Source organism: Candidatus Pelagibacter sp. Uisw_134_02 (assembly GCF_047720265.1).
Taxonomy (GTDB): domain Bacteria; phylum Pseudomonadota; class Alphaproteobacteria; order Pelagibacterales; family Pelagibacteraceae; genus Pelagibacter.
Genome location: NZ_CP159813.1, coordinates 827952 through 849450, shown reverse-complemented (window position 1 = coordinate 849450; position 21499 = coordinate 827952). Strand labels below are relative to the sequence as shown.

The 21499-nt window shown below is 27.3% G+C and carries 21 protein-coding genes; 5 read left to right on the top strand and 16 right to left on the bottom strand.

Annotated elements, in window-relative coordinates:
* The first annotated feature begins 10 nt into the window (after positions 1-10).
* On the top strand, positions 11-1192 hold the full coding sequence (locus ABXT56_RS04720; protein ID WP_415299564.1) for an NAD(P)/FAD-dependent oxidoreductase: 1182 nt from the start codon (positions 11-13) through the stop codon (positions 1190-1192).
* On the opposite strand, the gene ABXT56_RS04715 is transcribed toward ABXT56_RS04720, so the two are convergent.
* The 11 genes from ABXT56_RS04715 to rpsF form a co-directional block, all read right to left on the bottom strand.
* Positions 1189-2490, bottom strand: a complete 1302-nt coding sequence (locus ABXT56_RS04715; RefSeq protein ID WP_415299563.1) for an MFS transporter — start codon at positions 2488-2490, stop codon at positions 1189-1191. The two genes, ABXT56_RS04720 and ABXT56_RS04715, sit on opposite strands and share 4 nt — an antisense overlap.
* A gap of 58 nt (positions 2491-2548) precedes the next feature.
* Complete coding sequence (locus ABXT56_RS04710) at positions 2549-3409, bottom strand: DMT family transporter (RefSeq protein WP_415299562.1); 861 nt, start codon at positions 3407-3409, stop codon at positions 2549-2551.
* Positions 3406-4335, bottom strand: coding sequence for a glutathione synthase (gene gshB / locus ABXT56_RS04705; RefSeq protein ID WP_415299561.1), 930 nt, complete (start codon positions 4333-4335; stop codon positions 3406-3408). The genes ABXT56_RS04710 and gshB overlap by 4 nt, the downstream gene beginning before the upstream one ends.
* Positions 4325-5620 carry a glutamate--cysteine ligase gene (locus ABXT56_RS04700; RefSeq protein ID WP_415299560.1) on the bottom strand — a complete coding sequence of 432 codons (1296 nt, stop codon included), beginning with the start codon at positions 5618-5620 and terminating at the stop codon, positions 4325-4327. The genes gshB and ABXT56_RS04700 overlap by 11 nt, the downstream gene beginning before the upstream one ends.
* Before the next feature lie 81 nt (positions 5621-5701).
* The gene (gene purF, locus ABXT56_RS04695) at positions 5702-7183 is read right to left on the bottom strand and encodes an amidophosphoribosyltransferase (protein WP_415299559.1); all 1482 of its coding nucleotides are present in this window, start codon (positions 7181-7183) and stop codon (positions 5702-5704) included.
* Positions 7137-7682 carry a CvpA family protein gene (locus ABXT56_RS04690; RefSeq protein ID WP_415299558.1) on the bottom strand — a complete coding sequence of 182 codons (546 nt, stop codon included), beginning with the start codon at positions 7680-7682 and terminating at the stop codon, positions 7137-7139. Before ABXT56_RS04690 ends, purF begins: the two co-directional genes overlap by 47 nt.
* Before the next feature lie 6 nt (positions 7683-7688).
* Positions 7689-10073, bottom strand: a complete 2385-nt coding sequence (locus ABXT56_RS04685; protein WP_415299557.1) for an efflux RND transporter permease subunit — start codon at positions 10071-10073, stop codon at positions 7689-7691.
* A gap of 22 nt (positions 10074-10095) precedes the next feature.
* Complete coding sequence (locus ABXT56_RS04680) at positions 10096-11520, bottom strand: replicative DNA helicase (RefSeq protein ID WP_415299556.1); 1425 nt, start codon at positions 11518-11520, stop codon at positions 10096-10098.
* Positions 11521-11588: 68 nt separating this feature from the next.
* Entirely contained in the window at positions 11589-12047 is a 459-nt protein-coding gene (gene rplI / locus ABXT56_RS04675) for a 50S ribosomal protein L9 (RefSeq protein WP_415299555.1), read from the bottom strand.
* A complete protein-coding gene (gene rpsR, locus ABXT56_RS04670; protein WP_415299554.1) occupies positions 12048-12326 on the bottom strand; it encodes a 30S ribosomal protein S18 in 279 nt (92 codons plus the stop codon).
* A 2-nt stretch (positions 12327-12328) separates the two neighbouring features.
* The gene (gene rpsF / locus ABXT56_RS04665; protein WP_415299553.1) at positions 12329-12694 is read right to left on the bottom strand and encodes a 30S ribosomal protein S6; all 366 of its coding nucleotides are present in this window, start codon (positions 12692-12694) and stop codon (positions 12329-12331) included.
* Between the two features lie 86 nt (positions 12695-12780).
* Here rpsF and fabD point away from each other — a divergent pair, with 86 nt between their 5' ends.
* Genes fabD through gmk form a run of 4 tightly spaced genes read left to right on the top strand, consistent with a single transcriptional unit; the run spans position 12781 to position 15371 of the window.
* The gene (gene fabD / locus ABXT56_RS04660; RefSeq protein WP_415299552.1) at positions 12781-13713 is read left to right on the top strand and encodes an ACP S-malonyltransferase; all 933 of its coding nucleotides are present in this window, start codon (positions 12781-12783) and stop codon (positions 13711-13713) included.
* A complete protein-coding gene (fabG, locus tag ABXT56_RS04655) occupies positions 13706-14443 on the top strand; it encodes a 3-oxoacyl-[acyl-carrier-protein] reductase (RefSeq protein WP_415299551.1) in 738 nt (245 codons plus the stop codon). Before fabD ends, fabG begins: the two co-directional genes overlap by 8 nt.
* A gap of 48 nt (positions 14444-14491) precedes the next feature.
* Positions 14492-14731 (top strand): acyl carrier protein, encoded by a 240-nt coding sequence (locus ABXT56_RS04650; RefSeq protein WP_415284196.1) that lies wholly within the window; start codon positions 14492-14494, stop codon positions 14729-14731.
* Positions 14732-14738: 7 nt separating this feature from the next.
* Positions 14739-15371 (top strand): guanylate kinase, encoded by a 633-nt coding sequence (gene gmk, locus ABXT56_RS04645; RefSeq protein ID WP_415299550.1) that lies wholly within the window; start codon positions 14739-14741, stop codon positions 15369-15371.
* Here the strand turns inward: gmk and rsmA are convergent.
* Genes rsmA through ABXT56_RS04620 form a run of 5 tightly spaced genes read right to left on the bottom strand, consistent with a single transcriptional unit; the run spans position 15360 to position 21498 of the window.
* Complete coding sequence (gene rsmA / locus ABXT56_RS04640; protein WP_415299549.1) at positions 15360-16148, bottom strand: 16S rRNA (adenine(1518)-N(6)/adenine(1519)-N(6))-dimethyltransferase RsmA; 789 nt, start codon at positions 16146-16148, stop codon at positions 15360-15362. The two genes, gmk and rsmA, sit on opposite strands and share 12 nt — an antisense overlap.
* On the bottom strand, positions 16149-17120 hold the full coding sequence (locus ABXT56_RS04635) for a 4-hydroxythreonine-4-phosphate dehydrogenase PdxA (RefSeq protein WP_415299548.1): 972 nt from the start codon (positions 17118-17120) through the stop codon (positions 16149-16151).
* Positions 17104-18030, bottom strand: coding sequence for a peptidylprolyl isomerase (locus tag ABXT56_RS04630; RefSeq protein ID WP_415299547.1), 927 nt, complete (start codon positions 18028-18030; stop codon positions 17104-17106). Before ABXT56_RS04630 ends, ABXT56_RS04635 begins: the two co-directional genes overlap by 17 nt.
* The gene (locus ABXT56_RS04625; protein WP_415299546.1) at positions 18030-20426 is read right to left on the bottom strand and encodes an LPS-assembly protein LptD; all 2397 of its coding nucleotides are present in this window, start codon (positions 20424-20426) and stop codon (positions 18030-18032) included. The genes ABXT56_RS04630 and ABXT56_RS04625 overlap by 1 nt, the downstream gene beginning before the upstream one ends.
* Positions 20416-21498, bottom strand: a complete 1083-nt coding sequence (locus ABXT56_RS04620) for an LptF/LptG family permease (RefSeq protein WP_415299545.1) — start codon at positions 21496-21498, stop codon at positions 20416-20418. The genes ABXT56_RS04625 and ABXT56_RS04620 overlap by 11 nt, the downstream gene beginning before the upstream one ends.
* Between the last annotated feature and the right edge of the window lies 1 nt (position 21499).

The following is a 21499-nucleotide window of genomic DNA, read 5'->3' as shown; positions in this document are numbered from 1 at the left end:
TTACTAATTTATGTTAGAAAAATACGATGTAATTGTAGTAGGAGCTGGGGCAGCTGGCATGATGAGCGCTATTGAGGCTGGGAAGCGTGGTCGTAAAGTTCTTTTAGTTGATCATTCAAAAAAAATAGGTGAAAAAATTCGTATTTCAGGTGGTGGAAGATGTAATTTTACAAACACTCACACTCATCCAAGTAAGTTTATTTCAAGCAATCCAAAATTTGTAATATCAGCCTTAAATCAATACACCCAAAATGATTTTATAAATTTAGTAAAAAAACATAATATCAAATTCCACGAAAAAAAGTTAGGACAACTTTTTTGTGATGAGAGCGCACAACAAATTATTGATATGTTGATTTTAGAATGTAAGAAAGCAAATGTTATTTTAAAAATAGATACAAAAATTACAAATATCGATAAACAAAACAATAAGTACTTTTTAACGGTTGGTTTAGAAAAATACTTAAGCGAGTCACTGATTATTGCAACAGGTGGTTTATCCATCCCCAAGATTGGAGCAACAAAATTTGGTTATGATATTGCTAAAAAATTCAATTTGAAAATTGTTGAAACATTGCCGGCGTTAGTTCCATTAACTTTTAGTGAAAAAATACTAGCTATATGTAAAGAGCTTACTGGATTATCAGTCGAAGCTGCTGTTTCTTTTAAAAAAATATTATTTCAAGAAGGTATGTTGTTTACTCATAGAGGTTTAAGTGGACCATCTATATTACAAATTTCTTCTTATTGGAAACTAGGACAGGGTATAAAGATTAATTTATCACCAAAATTAGATGTTTCTAAATTTCTAAATGATAGGAAAAGCTCTAAACCCAAAGAAGACATAAATTTTATTATTTCAGAGATTCTTCCTAAAAGATTAGCCAAAATTATTTGTATTGAAAATAACGTTAATGGAAATATTTGTGAATTATCAAATAAATTATTAAATCATTTAAGTAATTCAATAAATGCCTGGTCAATAAACCCAATAGGGTCTGAAGGTTATAGAACAGCAGAGGTTACCTTAGGAGGTATCGATACTGATGAGATTTCATCTAAAACTATGATGTCAAAAAAACATCATGGTCTGTTCTTTATAGGAGAGGTTGTTGATGTGACAGGCCATTTAGGTGGTTATAATTTTCAATGGGCTTGGTCTTCTGGTTATGTAGCGGGCCATCATGCTTAAAGATTTGTTTCTAGTTTAATTTCTTCAATTTTTTTTGGCTCTTCAATGGGTTCTGTTATTGGGTTTAATTCAATCCCAGCAGGTGTGATTGTTGAAGGCATAGCAACGAATTGTGAGTCAGGGTTATTTTCTGTTTCTCTTATTCTCATTCTATGAATTGCAAAAATTCCAATCAAAGAATGAAAAATTATTAAGAAAACAAAATACCCATTAGATCCTACTAAATCCATAAATATAGAACATAAGAATGGTCCACTTATAGCTCCTAATCCAAATGCAAATTGCAAACTGGCTCCAGCAGCAACAAATTTTTCTTTAGAAATGAAGTCATTAGTATGAGCAAAGATAATTGCAAACATCGGTAAACTACAAAAAGAAAATAGAATTAAAAAAATAAAAAACCATAACTTTGAAGTACCAAGATCACCAGGTAAATACATTTGTCTTGAAGCAAAAATAGCACAAAGTGCAAAAAAAGCAGCACCAAAAGTTGTATAAGTAATTACTAACCTCCTATCAAATCTATCTGATAATTTTCCAATAGGGAATTGTGCAACAGCGCCTGATACTGCTAATAAAAAAGTTACTACCGAAATTTCAAATATAGAAAAATTCATAGATGCTGCATAAACTGCAAGCAAAGAAAATAAAGCTGATTGAGCGGTACCATAAAAAAGAGAACCCACCATTCCTAAAGGAGATGCTTTATATAACTCTCTTAAACTCATTCCAGTTATTTTCTTAAATGTTGGAGCCTTTCTCTTTGTTAGTAAAATTGGAATTAATGCAAAAGACATGAACAAAGAGATCAAAATAAAAGGTTGGAAATTTTCAGGTTTACTAAAGTTAAGAAAAAACATTCCAATTCCCATCGATCCATAAAGTACAATCATATAAATAGATAAGACACTGCCTCTATTTTTATTAGTGGCTCTGTCGTTTAACCAACTTTCAGCAATAGTGTAAAGAGAAACCATGCTAATTCCTGTGATTACTCTAAGAACAAACCAAGTAAATGGATGTATGAAGATAGAGTGGAATAAAATAGCAATAGAAGCAAGTGAAGCGAAAGCTGCAAAGACTCTTATATGACCAACTCTTAATATAAATGTAGGAATAGTTTTTGCACCAATGAAATATCCAACATAATAACCAGACAACATAAAACCAGTTGCAACAAGTGTAAATTCTTCTTGAACTGCTCTCACACCAAGCAATGAACCTTGGTATCCATGAGCTAACATAATAAAGCCCATACCTGTAAATAATGCCCAAGAATTTCTTAAAATCTTATTCATAAAATTGACCGTACTTATTTGCGATCTAAATGTAAATCAAGTCTTTATTATGATTAAATTAAGAATTCTTTAATTTAATAAATGAGTGGATAGCGATGGCTGCGATGATAATGGTACCACCTTGAATCGTTTCTAGGCTGGGTTGCTCCTTAATAATTAACCATACCCAGATAGGACCAATTATAGTCTCTAGTAAGAAAAATAAGTTCACTTCAGCTGCAGGTATGAACCTTGGAGCTATAGTAACTAGCACAAAAGGTATAGCAACACACATAACACACATTAAAGGAACAATGATTAGGTCATTATCAACTAGTGCAAAACTCTCAATGAACAGAAGTGCGAACATAGCTACAATTAGCTTTCCAACAACAGCCGCAGGAATTAAGTTTTTATCCTTTGCAGATCTAATGGTAACTGCACCAACAGCCAAACCTAACGCGGTTATTAAGCCCAATATATCTCCAAAAAAGTTACCTAATTGAATTGAATCGTAGAATATATAAATAGCAGCAGTAAAAGTTACGAATATTGTAATCCATGTTTTTCTATCAGGTAATTCTTTTAAAAATATTGCACCAAGTACTGCAGACAGCATAGGAGCCATTGCAATCATAACCAATGTGTTTGCAACATTAGTATTTTGTATTGAGACAACAAAAGTAATATTAGTTACAGAAAAAGTACCAATATAAAGTAAGCCATGATAGCCACTTGAAAAAAGCATTTTAAAGAAATTTAATTTATAAATTAATAACATTCCTAAAAATACAGTGATGAAAGGAATAAGGCCTCGATAAAAAACAAGTCCCCAAGTATCAACATTAGAAAGTCTTATAAATAAACTGTCAGGTGTAATAAACATTACCGCAACAAATGCGAGTAAAGATCCTTTTTGTTGTTCAGTTAAATTTTTCAAGCTCTTAATCCTTTCCAAAATACTTTTGCAAGATTAATATTTGTAAGATCATAAAAAGATTTTAATCCTGTAGGAGAGGTTACATTAATATCTCCATTTAATTTTTGGTCAATAAAATCAATACCAGAAAAATAGATATCATTTTTTTTAAGATTTTTACCAATTATATTTGAAATTTTATTTTCTGATTTTGTTAATTTAACAGAGATAGGTATGGCTCCTTTACTCATGTTGCTTAAAAAAGATCCTTTTTTTGGAACTCTAGAGATAGCACCACATACTTTACCATTAATTATAAAAACTCTTTTATCTCCAAACTTAATTTTAGGTAAAAACTTTTGGCACATAATATGTCCATGTTTTTTTATAAAGCTTGTAATTAATTTAGTGTTTATCTTATTTTGAAATAAGTGAATGTCATTTCCACTAAAGCTATGAATAGGTTTTATAATCATTTTTTTGTTTTTTAAAAAAAATTTATTAATTTCATTCATATCTTTTGTGAAAATTGTATCTGGCATATATTTTTGAAAAGATGTTGAGTACAGTTTTTCAGAAATATTTCTAATAGATGTTGGATTATTAATAATTTTAACTTTATTTTTTATCTTATCCAATATGTAAGTTGTTGAAATGTATTCTAAATTAAAAGGAGGATCTTGACGTATCAAAATATACTTACATTTAGTAAGTTCTAGTTTTTGATTACGTAATATTTTAAAAAAACGTTTATATAAATAATTAAACTTTATATAATATCCTTTAGCTATGACCTTATCGTTAATTATTGAAAGGTCTTTAGGTTCATAATAAAAAATCCTATATTTTAACCTTTGAGCTTCAACAGCAAGAAATATACTAGTATCAGTTAAAGGCTTTAGTTTTGAAGGATGATCACCTTGAATTGCAACTGTCTTATTTGTCATATAAATCGTTTAAATTTTCATTCTTAGAAAATTTATCTATCATATGATCTGCGTTTGTTGACTTGTTATCAATTAGTTTATCTAAGTGATTTAAAAATTTAGCTTCATTATCATTAGATTTATTCAAAATATCTCTGTTTAATAATCCTTTTCTTGAAATACCCAGTAGCAATGATGACCAATGCAATAGATCTTTTCCCATCAACTCAGTATTAAAACCTTTTTTTGGTGCCTCTAGATAAGCATTAATTATTTTATTTTTATCCCACTTAGAAATTAATTCGTAAGCTTCATCTAAGTTGCCATATAAAATTCCAGTATTAAAAGCAGGTCCAGAACATAGACAGTCCCAGCCACAAGTATCCATTGATCTTAATTCTATATATTTCTTAAGTCTATTTTCCGTAAAAATTGTACTTAAGTGAGTAGTTAAATCAGCTTCAGTTGGAAGTCTGTTGTTAACTTCATTAACTTTTCCATTCATGAAATCTGAAAATGAATAATTACTTCCTGATAAATATTCTTTTTCATTTTGAATAAATAATAAAGGAAAGTTTATTGAAAAATCTGCATATTTTTCAAAATCCATATTATCAAAAAATACCTCGGGCAAACCACCTCTAGATGTTTCTTGCCAAACTTTAGATCGATAAGAGCTGAAACCACAGTTTTGTTTTTCAACTAATGAAGAATTTGCAAACAGTGCAATAGATATGGGGACTATAGAATTTATTATTTTGAATTTTTTAATAAAATCTTTTTCAGAATCGTAATCTAAATTAAGTTGTGTACCACAAGTCCTATACATCATGTCTAAGCTCAAAGAACCACCATTAGGCATATCTTTAGTCATTATTTGATATCTTTGTTTTGGATTGTTTGGAACTTCTTTAAGACTTGAAATAGGATCAAAGCCTGCGCTAACAATTTTTAAATTTAATTTTTTTGTTACTTGTTGTAATTCAAATAAATAATCATGAGATTCAGCACAAGCTTCATGAATATTATTTAACTTATCACCTGATAATTCAATTTGATTTCCTGGCTCAAGGGTAATACTTTTCCCTTTTTTCTGTAATCCAATAATATTTTCTTTTTCCATTATTGGCTTCCATCCAAATTCTCTAAGTAGTGAAAACATTTTGAGGACAGTAGGGTAATCTACTCTTTTGTTTGTTTTCTCATCAAATAAAAATTTTTCGTGTTCAATACCAATCTTAAAACTTTCAGTATCTTTAATTCCAGATTTAAAATATTTGATTATGTGTTCTTTGTGAGTGATCATTGATGTATATATAAGGGTTTAATGTCCATTTTAAAGTCTTTTTGCCCAACTCTTTTTTATGAGAATTATTTAATGGTTACTTTAGTTACTCGAAGCACTACTTAGCAATGATAATTGAGTAACTTTATCATCACCCAGTTCATCTATAGGCTTAACAGGGTATTCACCTGTAAAATAATGATCTGTTAATTGGGGGTACGTGTCATTACGTTTTTCAAATCCTATTGCTCTATACAAACCCTCAAGAGATAAAAAATCCAAAGATTTAGCACCTATATATACACAAATTTCTTCATTTGTTTTGTTTGCTGCAAGAAGCTCTTTTTTAGTTGGTGTATCTACTCCATAAAAATCTGGATATCTAATTTCTGGACAGGCAATTTTAACATGAACCTCTTTTGCACCAGCGTCATAAAGCATTTTAACAATTTTATGTGAAGTTGTTCCTCTGACAAGTGAGTCATCTATCAAAATAATTCTTTTATCTTTAATTGTAGATTGATTAGCGTTTAATTTTAATTTAACCCCCAAACTTCTAATCTTTTGACTGGGCTCTATAAAGGTTCTTCCAACATAATGATTTCTAATTAAACCTAATTCAAAGTTAATTCCTAAGTGTTGAGCAAAACCAAGTGCCGCAGCATTTCCAGAGTCTGGAACAGGGACTACAATGTCTGCTTTAATTTTATTTTCTTTAGCAAGTTCTATTCCTAAGTTTTTTCTATGTTCATAAGCTGATTTTCCATCTAGTAAACTATCTGGTCTTGCAAAATAAATGTATTCAAAAACACAAGGCCTAACTTTCCTTGTGGGGAAGGGTTTAAAACTTTTTAACTTATTGTTTTCAATCAAAACAATTTCACCATTCTCTACATCTCTTACGTACTTAGCTCCTATAATATCTAGTGCGCATGTTTCAGATGCCAAAACATAACTGTCTTTTATTTTACCAATAATTAAAGGCCGTATTCCATATGGGTCCCTAACACCTATTAGTGTACTTTGTGTAAGCATAACTAACGCATAGCCACCTTGAATTTGAAATATTGCATCAATAACCTTATCAACAGTTTTATTTCTTTTCGATTTAGCAATTAGTTGTACAATTGTTTCTGTATCTGAGGTTGTGTAAAAAATTGCACCATCTTCAACTAGTTTTTTTCTAAGAGTAACAGAATTAGTTAAATTCCCATTATGGGCAACACCAATTCCACCAGCATTAGTATCTGCAAAGAAAGGTTGTATATTTCTTAATGTATTTTCACCTGTCGTGCTGTATCTATTGTGACCTATAGCATGTATGCCAAGTAAATTTTTTAGGACCTTCTCTTTATTAAAATTGTCTCCTACTAAACCAAATCTTTTTTCTGAATGATATTTTTTTCCATCGAATGAAACAATTCCACATCCTTCTTGACCTCTATGTTGAAGAGCATGAAGACCTAAAGCAGTTAGAGCCGCAGCATCATCGCTATTACTTATGCCAAATACACCGCATTCTTCCTTAAGTTTTGGATTATAGTTCTTCAATTTTTTCTTTAGAATCTCGATACTTTTTTTCATTAGGAAATACTTCTATCAAATAAATACTACCTTTTTCTATGTATGGAAAGCTGTATGATTGATCTGTATTAATTGGCCATTTATTATAATTATAGACAATATCTACTGCTGAAAATAAAAAAACACAAACTATATAGCTTCTTATAAACCCAAAAAATAAACCAAATAGTGAATCTAGCCTTCCAAGTCCAACGAATTTAACAGTTTTGCTAATTCCCTTATTAACTATCAATATAATAAAGATTACTAAGATAAAAATAGCTATACCTAATGTTATATCAAGGACATACTCACTATCAATTATATTTTTGAAATATGGTTTTATTCTAGGAAATAAAATTATAGTTACAGCATAAGCCAAGAGCCATTTTGAAGCTGAAAGCAAACTTAAAACAAAACCTTTTCTATAGCATTTAATGACAGATAAAATAGTGATGATTAAAAAAATTAAATCTATAATTGAAATGATTTCATAAAGATCTTTTAAAGCATCAAACATACTTTTTTATTTTCCAAAAGGTTTGCTTATTAAAATAAGAGATGGCAGTAAGGTTAATACTGAAATTAGTGCAAGCAACATTGCTATACCAGTAAACACCCCAAAATAAATTGTGGGTATAAATTTTGAGAAAACAAGAATAGAAAACCCAAAAACAATTGTTATTGAAGTATTAAGTATTGCAACACCAACTGTAGCATGACAGATTTTTAAGGTTTTATTGTAGTTTTTTGTTTTCAAAAACTCTTCTTTAAATCTATAGATATAGTGAATACTATTATCTACAGCAATACCAATAGTAATTGCAGCAATAGTTATTGTCATCATGTCAAGGGGTATTCCTAATAGGCCAATAATTCCTAAAATAAAAAATGCAGCAATAAAGTTTGGTACCACTCCAATAAATGATAATTTAACATTTTTGAATAAAATCATAAACATTGTAAAAATCCCAATCATTACCAGTCCCAGTGTAAGTATTTGTGATTTAAAAAGACTTTGAAGTAGATTGTTGAATAAAATTAAAACACCAGCAAGTTTAAATTCTTCCTTATCTAACTTTAATTTATTTTCTAAATCATAATTTATTTGATTTATTAAATCGTTTCTTCTTAAACCATCTTGAGAGTCTATAATTCTCAAACTTATTCTAGCTTCATTATTTTTGATTGAAATATATGGATCAATGATATCTTTTTTTATTTTTTCAGGAATTTTTGAATAAAGAACACCCATTTCTAATGTCCCCAAAGGCTTATTGTTATTTAATTGTGTTGCAACCTCTACAATTGAACTAAATGATAAAACTTTTCCAACAGCTGTTAAACTATCCAAGTAACGATGAACTGCTTGAATTTTATCAACCTTATCTTTTGTAAACCAATATTTTTCATCATCGTTGTTTTCATCATTATCCCAATCTTCAAATTCATCATCTTCAATAGTTTCTGCTTTCACTTTTTCAGGAAATTTTAAGATAATTTCTAAAGGTGTGGTGCCACCTAAATTTTCATCTATAAGCTTCATACCTTTATATATTTCAGTATTTTTATTAAAATAATTTATAAAACTATTTTCTACTTCAAGACGATTTATTCCAACAACGCTCAAAATAATGACAAGACCAGTAATTATGAAAATAGAATTTTTGTTATTAATAGAAATTTTCCCAAAAAAAGAAGTAATTTTAGAATCTCTATCTTCTTTAATTTTTATATTATCTTTAGACATGAAGTTTAAAAGGGTGGGTAGTAGGCTAAAAGTAATTATAAAAGATGTAATTAAGCCAAGAGTCATCATCCAGCCAAAATCTATAATAGGCTTTATACCACTAAAAATTAAAGATAAAAAAGCACATATAGTTGTAAGAACTGTATAAATAATAGGCCAAAACATTTTTTTCGTTGTCATTGAAATAATTTCAAAGTTGGCTAAATTTGGAAAATCATTTCTTAATTGTAAAAACCGAGTACTCATATGAATATTCATTGCCATAGTTAAGATTAGCATTAATGCAATGAAGTTTGATGAAATAACAGTAACTTTCCAACCCAGAATACCGAGAAGACCAGTCATAATCAAAACTGAAAAGAAACAACTACTAATTGGTACTATTATCCAAATTAATTTTCTAAAAATAAACCATAATGTTGCAATGATAAATAAAAGAACACCTAACCCAAAAATAATTATGTCACTTTTAATAAATGACATCATATCATCAGCGATCATTGGAATGCCTCCTAGGTAAATTTTTCCAACATCATTGTAGCTTTTAATTACTTCTCTTATTTGAGTAATATTTTTATGGTTTTTTTTCTTTAATCCATCTTTATATATTTCTATTTCTTCTTTTGTTTTATTTTCTATATCTTTTAATTCATCTTTTTTTATATAAACAATTATACCACTGGTTTTACCATCTTCACTAATTACAAAATTTCTAAAGACTGGACTATTCAATATTTCTTTAAATCCCCTTTCAATATCTATATTTTCATCTTTTAATGTTTTAAAACTTCCTAATCTTTCTTGAAGAGAAGCGTCAGAATTATTGAGTAATGGAATATCTAATAAAGTTATAACACTATGAACCCAATCTAAACTTTGAATTTTATACTTTAGGCTCAAAAGATTATTTATGGAAGACTCTGAAATCATTCCTTCATTAGGAGTATAAGTTAAAACTAAAAATTCTTTTGAACCATATCTCTCTGTAATTTCTTTTAAATATTCAAGGTCAGGATCACCTTCAATTAAAAGAGTGTCAGAAGAAGCATCTAGTCTAAAATCTTTAGAAAAATAACCAAAACTCAATAATATAATTAAAAGTAATGTAAAAATAGATTTAGGATTTTTAAGAACAGTGTTTTGGTATAAATGAGATAGCATTTAATACTATTTATATTGGATATTAATAACTTTGAGTATCTTTATCTTTAAATTTAGTAAACATTGCTTCAAACTCAACATCGATATTACCAGTAGGGCCATGTCTTTGTTTTGCAATAATTATTTGAGCTAGTGTTGATATTTCACCCATTTTTGCCTGCCATTCTGCATGTTCAACAGTTGCTGCCTGAGGTTCTTTAGCCTCTAGATAATAAGCCTCTCTATAAACAAACATTACAACATCAGCATCTTGTTCAATTGATCCTGATTCTCTTAAATCTGACAATAGAGGTTTATGGTTATCTCTTTGTTCTACTTGTCTAGATAACTGAGAAAGCGCAATAACAGGAATTTTTAGTTCTTTTGCTATTGCTTTGAGCCCTTGAGTTATTTGTGAAATTTCCTGTACTCTACCATCTCTATTATTTAGGGAACCTGTCATTAATTGAATGTAATCAACAACAATTAAATCTAAACCATGTAGTCTTTTAATTCTTCTTGCTCTATTACTCATAGCAGCAATACTAATTGCTGGTGTTTCATCAATATACAATGGTAACTCAGCTATATTTTTTGATGTTTCAATAAATTTATCAAATTGTTCATCTGTAATTTTTCCTCTTCTTATATCATTCGATTTAATTCTAGATTGTTCAGCTAAAATTCTAGTTGATAATTGTTCAGACGACATCTCTAACGAAAAAAAAGCAATTGATGATTTTCTTCCATTTTCTTGAAGTTTTTGAGCAGCGTGGAAAGCTATATTAGTAGCTAGAGCTGTTTTACCCATTCCAGGACGACCAGCTATAATAACTAAATCAGAATTATGAAGTCCTCCCAATCTATCGTCTAGATCTCTTAAACCAGTTGGCACACCAACAATACCTTCGTCATTTTGATAAGCAGTCTTTGCCATATCTATAGTTTGTCTCATTGCTTCATCAAATTTTACTAATGATGAATTAAAAGATCCTTTTTCAGCAAGATCAAATAACAATCTTTCTGAATTTTCTATTATATTTTGTCCATTAACATCAAGAGCATTTAGTTTTGCAGCATCAATGGTATTTTCAGATATTTTAATTAGCTCTCTCCTAACAAACATATCATAAATAATTCTTGAATATTCTATTGCTTGTCTTGGAGGTGTAGAAAATTTTGTTACTTTGACCAAATATTCTGGAACATTTAATTCGTCTTTTTCATTTTCAAAATAATTTTTTAATGTTATTGGATTTGCAAGCATCCCTCTATAAATCAGACTCTCAATTGCTGAAAAAATACTTTGATGCATAGGGTCATGAAAGTTAACGCTAGAAATGATTGTATTAATTTCATCAAATATCTCATTTTGAACCAGTATTGACCCAATTACTCCCTGTTCAGCCTCAATGTTGTTGGGTAGTTCTTTAAAAGTATCTTTGACTATGCTTAAATTATTTTCCACACATCAATACTAGCTTAAATAATTTTTAAAAAAAATAATAAATTTATGCTGGGGAAAAAATTGTATAATTATTGAATAGTTTCTGCTGTAACTACGTTGATAGTTATTTCAGAATCTATCTCAGAGTGTAAGATAATTTTTACCTTAAATTTACCAATTGATTTAATTTCAGTTATTGGTTGTATCATTGAGGGTTTGATATCTAGCTTATCATTTTCTTGTAAAAGTTTTGCAATTTCAGTTGGTTTAACCGAACCATAAAGTTCTTTATTTTCTGTGCTTAGTTTTTTTATTTCATACTCTTTATTATTGATTTTTTCAGAAATTTTTTGAGCTTCTTTCTTTTTTTCAATATCTTTTTTTCCTAATTCATCTTTTATTTTTTCAACTTCAGCAATATTTTCTTTAGATGCGTAAAGAGCTTTTTTATTTGAAATCAAAAAGTTTCTAGCAAAACCTCTTTTTACATCAATGATTTCACCGATAGATCCGATTCGTCTTAAATTTTCTAAAAGTATAACTTTCATTTAAATTAAAGCTAAGTTTCTAGCTCTCTTTATAGATAGAGAAAGCTCTCGTTGTTTTTTTTGTGAAACATTTGTTATTCTTGATGGTAAAATTTTTCCATTCTCTGACATATATTTTTTTAATAATCTAATATTTTTATAATTTACCTCTGGCGCACCTTTAGCTGATAGTGGACAAGATTTTTTAAATTTATATTTATTAGGTTGGAAAATACTTAGTTTTGCAAAATTACTTTGATTCCCTTTTTTTTTATTTCCAGCTCTTTTTTTTGATGGCATAATTATTCTCTATTATATTCTCTTTTATTTTCCTTTTTTTCGTATTCATCTTTCTTAGAAAAATATTTTTCCTCTAAATTGAATTTTTTAACCTTAACAGTCATATATCTTAGTAGATTTTTATCTATAGATTCATTTTTTTCTAATTCTTCAATAATTTTTCCTGCACCTTTGATCTTAAAGTGCATATAAATACCTTTTTTATTTTTTTTTATAGCATAAGAGAGATGTAATAACCCCCATTCTTCAGTTTGTACTATTTCACCATCATTTTTTTCAACAATTTTAGAGTATTTCTCAGTTAAGGATTTTACCTGAGCGGGGCTGGTATCTTGTCTAGCTACAATAGTGTGTTCGTATAAATTCATAATTGTTCTTTAATAAAAATTGAGGATATACTATTATAATAATTGAATTACAACACTTAAAACCACAATAAACTTTACATATTTAAATGTTTTCTGTTATTTTTCCAGGTCAAGGCTCTCAATTCGTGGGTATGTGCAAAGACTTACATGACAAGTATGCTTTAATTCAAAATTTATTCAAAGAGGCTGATGAAATACTTGGATTTCCACTATCAAAGCTTATTTTAAGTGGCCCAAAAGAAGAACTAGACTTAACAGAGAATACTCAGCCAGCAATATTTTTAGTTAGTTACTCAATTTTTAAACTTATCAAAGAAGAGTTTAAAATTGATCTGAACAAAGCAAATTTTTTAGCAGGACACTCATTGGGTGAGTATTCAGCACTAAGCTCAGCTGAAGCACTATCATTTTCAGATACTTTAAAAATATTAAAAATTAGAGGTAAAGCCATGCAGAGTTCTGTACCCAAAGGTGTAGGTGGAATGGTTGCGGTACTAGGATCTGAAATTAAGATAATAGAAAATTTAGTTAATGAAAATAAAAACAAGTATGAATGTTTTATTGCTAATGATAATTCTGTTGGTCAAATAGTGTTAAGTGGCAATATAGATGATTTAGAAAAAATTATGGTTGATCTGAAATCTGCAAATATTAAGAATATTAAACTTCCTGTAAGTGCACCATTTCATTGTAAATTAATGAATAATGCAACGATTGTGATGAAAGAAGAGATTGCAAAACTGAATTTTAAAGAACCAAAAAATACTCTTATTTCCAACGTGACTAGTAGAGAAATAACTGATTCAAATGAGTTAAAAGATTTGTTAGTTCAGCAAATTGAAAGTAGAGTCCGATGGAGAGAAAGTATTTTGTTCATGATTGATAGTGGGGTTAATCAATTCATAGAAATTGGACCTAGCAAAGTTTTATCAGGTCTAGTAAAGAGAATAGACAGAAATATCAAAGTTAGTGCAATAAATACAGAAGAAGATATAAAGTTAATTAATATTGATGAGTAGTTTAAAAAATAAAAATATTATAGTTACAGGTGCATCAGGTGGCATAGGTAATTCAATTGTTGAAAAATTGTACGACAGTGGAGCTAACATTTTAGCCACAGGAACAAGAATTGAAAAATTAGAAGAATTGAAAATTAAATTTAGTAATATTAAAATACTCAAGTTTGATATATCTCAACATGAAAAAATTGAAGAATTTTTAAATGAAGCTACAGAGGAATTAGGTGGTTCACTTGATTGTATAATTAATAATGCTGGCATCACAAAAGATAATTTAACAATTAGAATGAGCCTTGAAGAGTGGACTAAAGTAATAGATATTAATTTAACTTCTACTTTTTTAATGTGCAAATATTCTATAAAAAAAATGCTTAAAAATAAGAGTGGGAAAATTATAAATATCACATCCGTAGTGGGTCATACAGGAAATGTCGGTCAAGCAAATTATACTGCTTCAAAAGCTGGCATAGTAGCCATGTCTAAAAGTCTAGCAATCGAGTATGCTAAAAAGAATATTAATGTAAATTGTATCTCTCCTGGATTTATAAGTACCGCAATGACTGATCAAATTGATGAAAAACACAAAGAAGCAATTATAGGCAAAATTCCCTCTAATAGATTAGGTAAACCAGAGGATATTGCTAATGCAGTTGCTTTCTTAAGTTCTGACCAATCAGATTATATTAATGGAGAAACAATACATGTTAATGGAGGGATGTATTTGGGTTGACAAAACTACTTTTTGGACTATTAACGAAATATAACAAAAAGGAACAATATGTCAGAAGATATTTCAAGTAAAGTTAAAAAGATCGTAGCAGACCATCTGGGTATTGATGAAGCTAAAGTTCAAGATGACTCAAGTTTTATAGATGATCTTGGAGCCGACAGTTTAGATACAGTTGAATTAGTAATGGCTTTTGAAGAGGAATTTGGATCAGAAATTTCAGATAGTGAAGCTGAAAAAATTCTTACTGTAGGTGATGCTGTAAAATTTATTGAAGGCAAAGCAAACTAGATATTAAATGTCCACAAAAAAAGATGGGATAATGGTAATTTTATCATCCCCATCTGGGGCAGGAAAAACTACTTTAGTAAAACTTCTTTCAAAAAATAATAATTTTTATATATCCGTATCTCATACCACAAGAGAACCAAGATCAAATGAAATTCCAGATAAAGATTATTTCTTTATAAACGAAGAAAAATTTAAAAGTTTAATAAAAAATGAAGAATTCCTAGAATATGCTAGAGTATTCAGCCATCTTTATGGAACTACAAGAACACCAGTTATTGAAAAATTAGATAAAGGTGAAAATGTAATATTTGATATTGATTGGCAGGGAGCGGATCAGATCAAAAATAAAAAATTAAATTATAAATTGATTACTTTTTTTATTCTACCACCAAGTAAAAAGGTATTATTTGAAAGATTATCCAATAGAGACATGAAAGACAAATTAATTGTAGAAGAAAGAATGAAAGAATTTAGTAGAGATGTTCTTCACTGGATCAATTATGATTATGTAATTGTAAATGATAATCTTGACGAGTGTTACTCAAAAATAAGTAATTTAATAGATGCAGAAATCAATAATGGCTCAAAAGATTATGATAAAGAGTATATTAGAGAGCACATTAATAAACTAATCTCTTAAGTCTTCATACTCCTTCACAAGTTTAAAATACATTTCTGGTTCTAAGTTCTGAGGTCTAAGATTTAGATCGATATTAAATTTTTTTGCTACTACTTTCGCATTATGAAATACTTGATTAAAAGGTTTTTTTAACATCTTTCTTCTTTGACTAAAGAAAATTCTAGTAATCATTTCAAGATTATTAGCATTTTTTAATTTAAAAAAATTTTTCTTTGGAGTAAATAATAGTAAAGAGCTATCGATTTTTGGTCTGGGTGTAAAACTTTGAGGCTTGATATCTATTATTTTTTTAACATTTAATTTCCAATTAGTTAAAATAGAAAGTCTACCGTATTTTGAATTATTATAATTTGCTATGATTCTATCAGCAACTTCTTTTTGAAACATTAAAACTAAGTTTTCAAACCAAAAATTTGTTCCAATGTTTATAATCCATTTTGATAATATTTCTGTTGAAATATTATATGGTAAATTACCAAACACAGTCAGTTTTTGATTTGAAATTTTATCTTCAGAAATTTTTAATACATCATCATTAATAATTTCTATTTTGTCATTAAACTTTTCTTTTAATAGCAAGGATAAATTATCATCTTTTTCAATAACATAAATTTTTTTTGGATTTTTTTTTAGAATAAAATTGGTTAAATTACCACTACCAGGACCAATTTCTAAAATTTCTTTATTAGTAATATCTGTTATGGATACAATTTTTTCAAGAACATCTCTATCTATTAGAAAATTTTGTCCAAGACTTTTTTTAGCTTTAATTTTCACTTAATTATTTAAAAATTTTAAAGCTTCTATTAAACTTTTTGGATTAGACAAATTTTTACCTAACATAGCTGTATTCGGACCATGATCAGGAGAAATACGCACGAATGGTAGACCTAATGTTATATTGATTGCATCAAACTCAAATAAACTCTTCATAGGTGTGAGAACTTGATCGTGATACATTCCAATTATAACATCAAATTTTCTTAAATTCCCCCTCATAAATATAGTGTCAGCGGGAAAAGGACCATCAATAGAAAAATTTTTTTTTTTTAAATTTTTAATTGTTGGTTTTATTATCGTTTCTTCTTCTGAATTTTTGAAATTACTTTCACAGTGAGGGTTTAGTCCTGTGATAGCTATTTTAGGTTTTTTATTAAATCTTTTTTTATAAAATTTATTTATAAGTTGAACATGATTAATAATTTTTTTTCTAGTAATTTTTTTATAAACACTTTTTAAAGGTAAATGAGTAGTTAAAGGACTAACTGCAAGTTTTTTGTTATAAATTAACATAACAGTATTATCTTTATTATTAGTTTTTTTAGAAAGATATTCTGTAATACCCAAAATTTTTCCTTTTAAAAAATCTTTCTTTGATATTGGTCCATTGATCAAACCTGAAAAGTTATTTGTTTTAAGTAGATCTAATGCTAATTCAAAAGATTTTTTTATATATATATTTGATTTGCTAGATATTTTATCGAAATTTTTTCTAAAATTAAATTTGACATCAATTATGTTAATTTCATTTTTTTTAATTTTATTAAGATTAAATATATCTTTATTTATTGTATTAATCTTTAAATTATATTTAAAAAATTTCATATGAGCTATTAATAATTTTTTTGAAATAATTAAAATAATTTCATTCTGAACTTTTTTATTTTTTAATGCTTTAAAAAATATTTCTGTAAAAATACTGTAGGGCTCTCCAGCAACAACTAAAGTTGGTTTAAAATTTTTGGACATCAGTATTTATCTTAATCTTATTAAAGTGGATCTTTGAAAACATTTCTAGCTGTCGCTCTTGTTCTAATAGGATCATTTTTTTTAACTCTTTTTCTGGATCAGTATTTATTTCTTCATCTTTAATATCATTTACTTTTAAAATTAAAAAATTATTTCCAAGCTGTATTGGTTTACTATAATAATTAATTTTTAAATTCGAAATTGCGCCGTATATCAAATTAGTTAATTCATTTTTTTTCATCCAGCCTATTTTCCCCCCAAATTTTGAGGTATCACTAATGCTATAAATGGCCGCTGCGTTTTCAAAGCCTAATTTTTCTATATCTTGATATATTTTTTTTTTTAATTCATCTAAAGATTTGTTTTTATCTTTTTCAAAAACGATTTCAGATAATAAAAAACTTTTTTCGATCAATAATTTTTTTTGTATAGTTACTTTATTTTTTAATTTTTCTTCATCTATAGATAATTGTTTATTATAAATTTCATAAATTAATTGATTCCATAAAGTTTCAATTTCAATCTTACTTTTTATTGTTTCAATAGTTAAATCATAACCTTTTAAATAATTAGCAAAATCTTCTTCACTCTTTAAGTTGAGCTTTAAAAAAAAACTTTCAATTACTTTATCTAAATAAGGATTTTGCTGATTAAATTTAAAATATTTTATTAATTCTATTTCTTTTATTTTTTCCCTCAAAATAGAGTCTTTAGCAATTTCTTTTATCTTCTTGTTTTCAAGTTTTGTTAAATCATTATTTAATGCAATTAAATATATTGCTTCTTTTTCTATATCAATATTTGTAATTATTTCATTATTTACCTTATAAGAAATCAAGATGTCGCTTATTGAGTTAGTTTTTATATTAAAAAAAATGATCAATAAAATAAATAGATATATTTTTTTCATTAGTTAAATAAATTGGGGCTTGATGTTTGACCAAAAGGTATAATTGTTAGTTTAAAAAAAATATTTTTTTCAGGCTTTATGTCTCTATCATTATAGTAATCTTTGTTGAATTCTAATGCTGCAATTAAACAATCATTCCTATACTCGTAAATAAAATTATAAAATTCTGTAAGTTTTGTTTTTTTATTTTTTCTCGTTTTAAACGAAATTTTTTTATCATCATTAATTGTATAAGATGAACTGTTTGATATAAATGTTTCTTTATTTCCTGTGTTATTTTCATTTAAATATTCAAACTTTGTAACAAAGTTATTAACTTTAAAATTACTTTCTACTGACTGATAATTTGTGTCATTCAAATTTTCAGCTAATGAAAAATTATATTTCATATTAATATTTTCACCAAGTTTAAACCCAATATCACCCACAATATCTGAAGTTTTCTTTCCTAAAGTACTATTTCGAGGCAATTTTTTTTCTTCTTTAAGCCTAAATATATTTGCTATTCTGGCACCAAGTATCTCCTGATCATTCTGATCTATTCTTGAGTAATTTAATCCATACGTTAAAGAGGCTCCTCCTTCAACGGTTTGACTAACACCCAACCTATTTAAATCAAAAATATTACTCACGTCTATACGTCTATCCAGATCTTTTAAATCTTCATTATTTGTAGGACTAAATTTAAATGAAATTTTTGGATTTAAAACACTTGAGTCATTATCGTAATATTTAATCAAAGGATAAGAAAGGTTATGTTGAAAAATTGTTTTTAATTTAGTGCTTGTTTCATTCTTATAATTAGCAGAGTTTGAAGAATCGGTAATAATATTTTTGATAAGAACAGTTGAGTCATTTTTGAAACCATTATTTGAAAAAAGTATGTTTGAATTATATAAAAAATCATTAATCAAGACATTTTCATATACATTTGTATTATAATGTTTTGCATATCCCGATAGTTCCAATTGTAAGTCACCATTAAATATACCAAAATTATTAACACTTCCTAAGTCCTTTGTTAAACTATAGGAGGGATAAATAAACTCAAACCTATCACTCTTTTTTTTATTTAAATCTTCATAAATTAAAAAATCAGCATTAAATGCCAAGTCTTCTCTATATGCTGACACCCCAAGTGAAGAAGTTAACAAAGAAAAATTATCTATAAGTGGTGAGGCCAATTTCATACTTTTGAGGTATGTGTCATTAGAGACCTGCTGAATCTGAAGTGTAACCTCACTTTCATCAAAATTAGTCATATTTATTTGACCTTTTGATTTAGAAAAAAAGTGCGATTTACTTATTTTATCATTTTGAAAAAGAGAACTAGTGTCTATTATATTTTTAAAATGTGCATTAACACTTCTATATTCTGTTTGTATAAGCGTTTTATCTTTAGCATAAAATCTAGGAGTAAAAGTGGCATCCTTATCTTCCGCTATGGCAAGATAATAAGGAACACTTAAGGACACACCGTTATTTGAAGAGTTAATAAAGCTTGGCATCAAAAAACCTGATTGTCTTTTGACTGTTGGATCAGGGTGAAAAAACTTTGGAAAATAAAAAACTGGATAATCATATATAGTAAGCCAGGCATTTTTATAATTTATGATTTTTTTATTTTTATCGTGTAAAATTTCTTCTGCAGATATTTGCCAAGGAGGACAGCTATCATTTATTTTACAGGTAGTGAATATTCCTTTATTTACAGTTGTGGTGTCTTTATTATAGAAAATAGCATTACCTTTTAATCTTGGTTCATTATCAACATTAAATTCGCTATTATTAAATTTTAGTGAAATATCTTTACCAACTAGTTTTTTCAATTCTAGATCAATGAATCCTTTTGATAATTGGTATATGTTTTTCTGCTTGTCAGTAAAAGTAGCATCGTTTATTTTAACTAATTTTCGAGACTTATTATAAACAAAGTTACTGACTAAAAAAATATTACCCATATCATCGTTTATCGTGCTTTCATTTGGTGATGTTAAAATTTCATTTTTGATATTATATGAAATTTCATCAGATTTTATTGTAATATTGTTAAAAGAATCTTTAATAGTGACTTTACCATAAGCCCTAATCAAAAATTTTTTTTCAAAGTACTCAAACTTATTAGCTTTGATTTCAATTTTTCTTTCTGGATATTTTGTTATTCCATCAAATGCAATTAAAGTAAAATTACTTTTATTGTATTCAAATTTCTTAGCATTTATAAAAAAATTATTTTTAATAGACCTTGCAATACCATTTTTTGCTTTTATGAGGTTACCATTATCATTAATTTCAATTTCATTAGACTCAAAAATAAACTCATTAGATAAAACAGTCTTTGGATTAAAATTAATCAAAAAGAAAAAAAAAATGAATATAAGATAATTATTTTTCATTAATTCTTATCAGTGGAATTAAAATTGATATTGTTATCATTAAAAGTGGTAAAGTTACTGAGTACAGTAAAGGAATTTTATCATTTACACCAAGTAAATTAAATAAGTAATAAATATAATATATTATTACAGATATTAAAACTCCTAAAATAGTATGAAAAATTACCGATGTATTCCTTTTTATGTTAAGCATGATTATTGAGGATAAAATTGACATTATTGAAACATAATAAGGGAAAACTAATAATTTACCTATATGTGAATCTATATCATCTACTGAGTAACCAAGATTTTTATAATCTTTACGGAGCTGAAGCAGCTGAGCTATACTGAGTGAAGACAAATTGCTAAATAAATTATTTATTTTCTTTTTATTAAAGTGTGATTTTAAAACAAAATTATCAATTTTTTTTGAGGTTAGGTCCTTTTCTAAAATTGTTGGCTTCATTACTATCCAATTCTCATTTGATATGTCTATTCTTGGAGCTAAGATCAATTTATTGAAGTCAAACTTTAAATCAAACTCAGTAATAGAGACAGTTTCAAGGTAATTTTTTTCAATTTTTTTAGCATTTACAATGTATATTTTTTTATCTATTTCATCACGTAGCCACAAACCATTTTCAGTTACTACCGCTAAATACTTATTGTCATTAGAGTATTTGTTTTTGATATCTAAATATATAAATTTAAGTTTAGATGAAAAACCATAATAAAAGATAATTAAAAATATACCCATTACAAAAGAAGAAGTAAATAATATCTTTAGTACCTTCAAATTACTTAAGCCGTTAATTTTTAAAACTTCTAACTCATTTCTACTGATTAATTCACTAAAAAAAAATTGAGCAGAAACTAAAAAAATAAAAGGAAAGATTTCAAAAATTGTTGATGGGGTATTTAAAAAAGTCATTAAAAAAGAATAGTAAGTTCCTGAACTTATATTTTTAAAATATGAGATTTCATCAAAGATACTTAATATAAAAATCAATGAATAAAAAATAAGAAAAATAAGAAAAAATTTTTTTAAAAAAAGTTTAATTATATATTTTTCGTAAGTTTTTAAAATCATT

Coding starts and splice junctions, on each gene's coding strand:
- ABXT56_RS04700 (WP_415299560.1), bottom strand. CDS start 5,620: ATGATCACTCACAAAGAACACATAATCAAATATTTTAAATCTGGAATT.
- rplI (WP_415299555.1), bottom strand. CDS start 12,047: ATGAAAGTTATACTTTTAGAAAATTTAAGACGAATCGGATCTATCGGT.
- ABXT56_RS04715 (WP_415299563.1), bottom strand. CDS start 2,490: ATGAATAAGATTTTAAGAAATTCTTGGGCATTATTTACAGGTATGGGC.
- ABXT56_RS04635 (WP_415299548.1), bottom strand. CDS start 17,120: ATGTCCAAAAATTTTAAACCAACTTTAGTTGTTGCTGGAGAGCCCTAC.
- ABXT56_RS04620 (WP_415299545.1), bottom strand. CDS start 21,498: ATGATTTTAAAAACTTACGAAAAATATATAATTAAACTTTTTTTAAAA.
- fabD (WP_415299552.1), top strand. CDS start 12,781: ATGTTTTCTGTTATTTTTCCAGGTCAAGGCTCTCAATTCGTGGGTATG.
- ABXT56_RS04720 (WP_415299564.1), top strand. CDS start 11: ATGTTAGAAAAATACGATGTAATTGTAGTAGGAGCTGGGGCAGCTGGC.
- gshB (WP_415299561.1), bottom strand. CDS start 4,335: ATGACAAATAAGACAGTTGCAATTCAAGGTGATCATCCTTCAAAACTA.
- fabG (WP_415299551.1), top strand. CDS start 13,706: ATGAGTAGTTTAAAAAATAAAAATATTATAGTTACAGGTGCATCAGGT.
- gmk (WP_415299550.1), top strand. CDS start 14,739: ATGTCCACAAAAAAAGATGGGATAATGGTAATTTTATCATCCCCATCT.
- ABXT56_RS04685 (WP_415299557.1), bottom strand. CDS start 10,073: ATGCTATCTCATTTATACCAAAACACTGTTCTTAAAAATCCTAAATCT.
- rpsF (WP_415299553.1), bottom strand. CDS start 12,694: ATGAATTTATACGAACACACTATTGTAGCTAGACAAGATACCAGCCCC.
- rpsR (WP_415299554.1), bottom strand. CDS start 12,326: ATGCCATCAAAAAAAAGAGCTGGAAATAAAAAAAAAGGGAATCAAAGT.
- purF (WP_415299559.1), bottom strand. CDS start 7,183: ATGAAAAAAAGTATCGAGATTCTAAAGAAAAAATTGAAGAACTATAAT.
- ABXT56_RS04690 (WP_415299558.1), bottom strand. CDS start 7,682: ATGTTTGATGCTTTAAAAGATCTTTATGAAATCATTTCAATTATAGAT.
- ABXT56_RS04650 (WP_415284196.1), top strand. CDS start 14,492: ATGTCAGAAGATATTTCAAGTAAAGTTAAAAAGATCGTAGCAGACCAT.
- ABXT56_RS04625 (WP_415299546.1), bottom strand. CDS start 20,426: ATGAAAAATAATTATCTTATATTCATTTTTTTTTTCTTTTTGATTAAT.
- ABXT56_RS04630 (WP_415299547.1), bottom strand. CDS start 18,030: ATGAAAAAAATATATCTATTTATTTTATTGATCATTTTTTTTAATATA.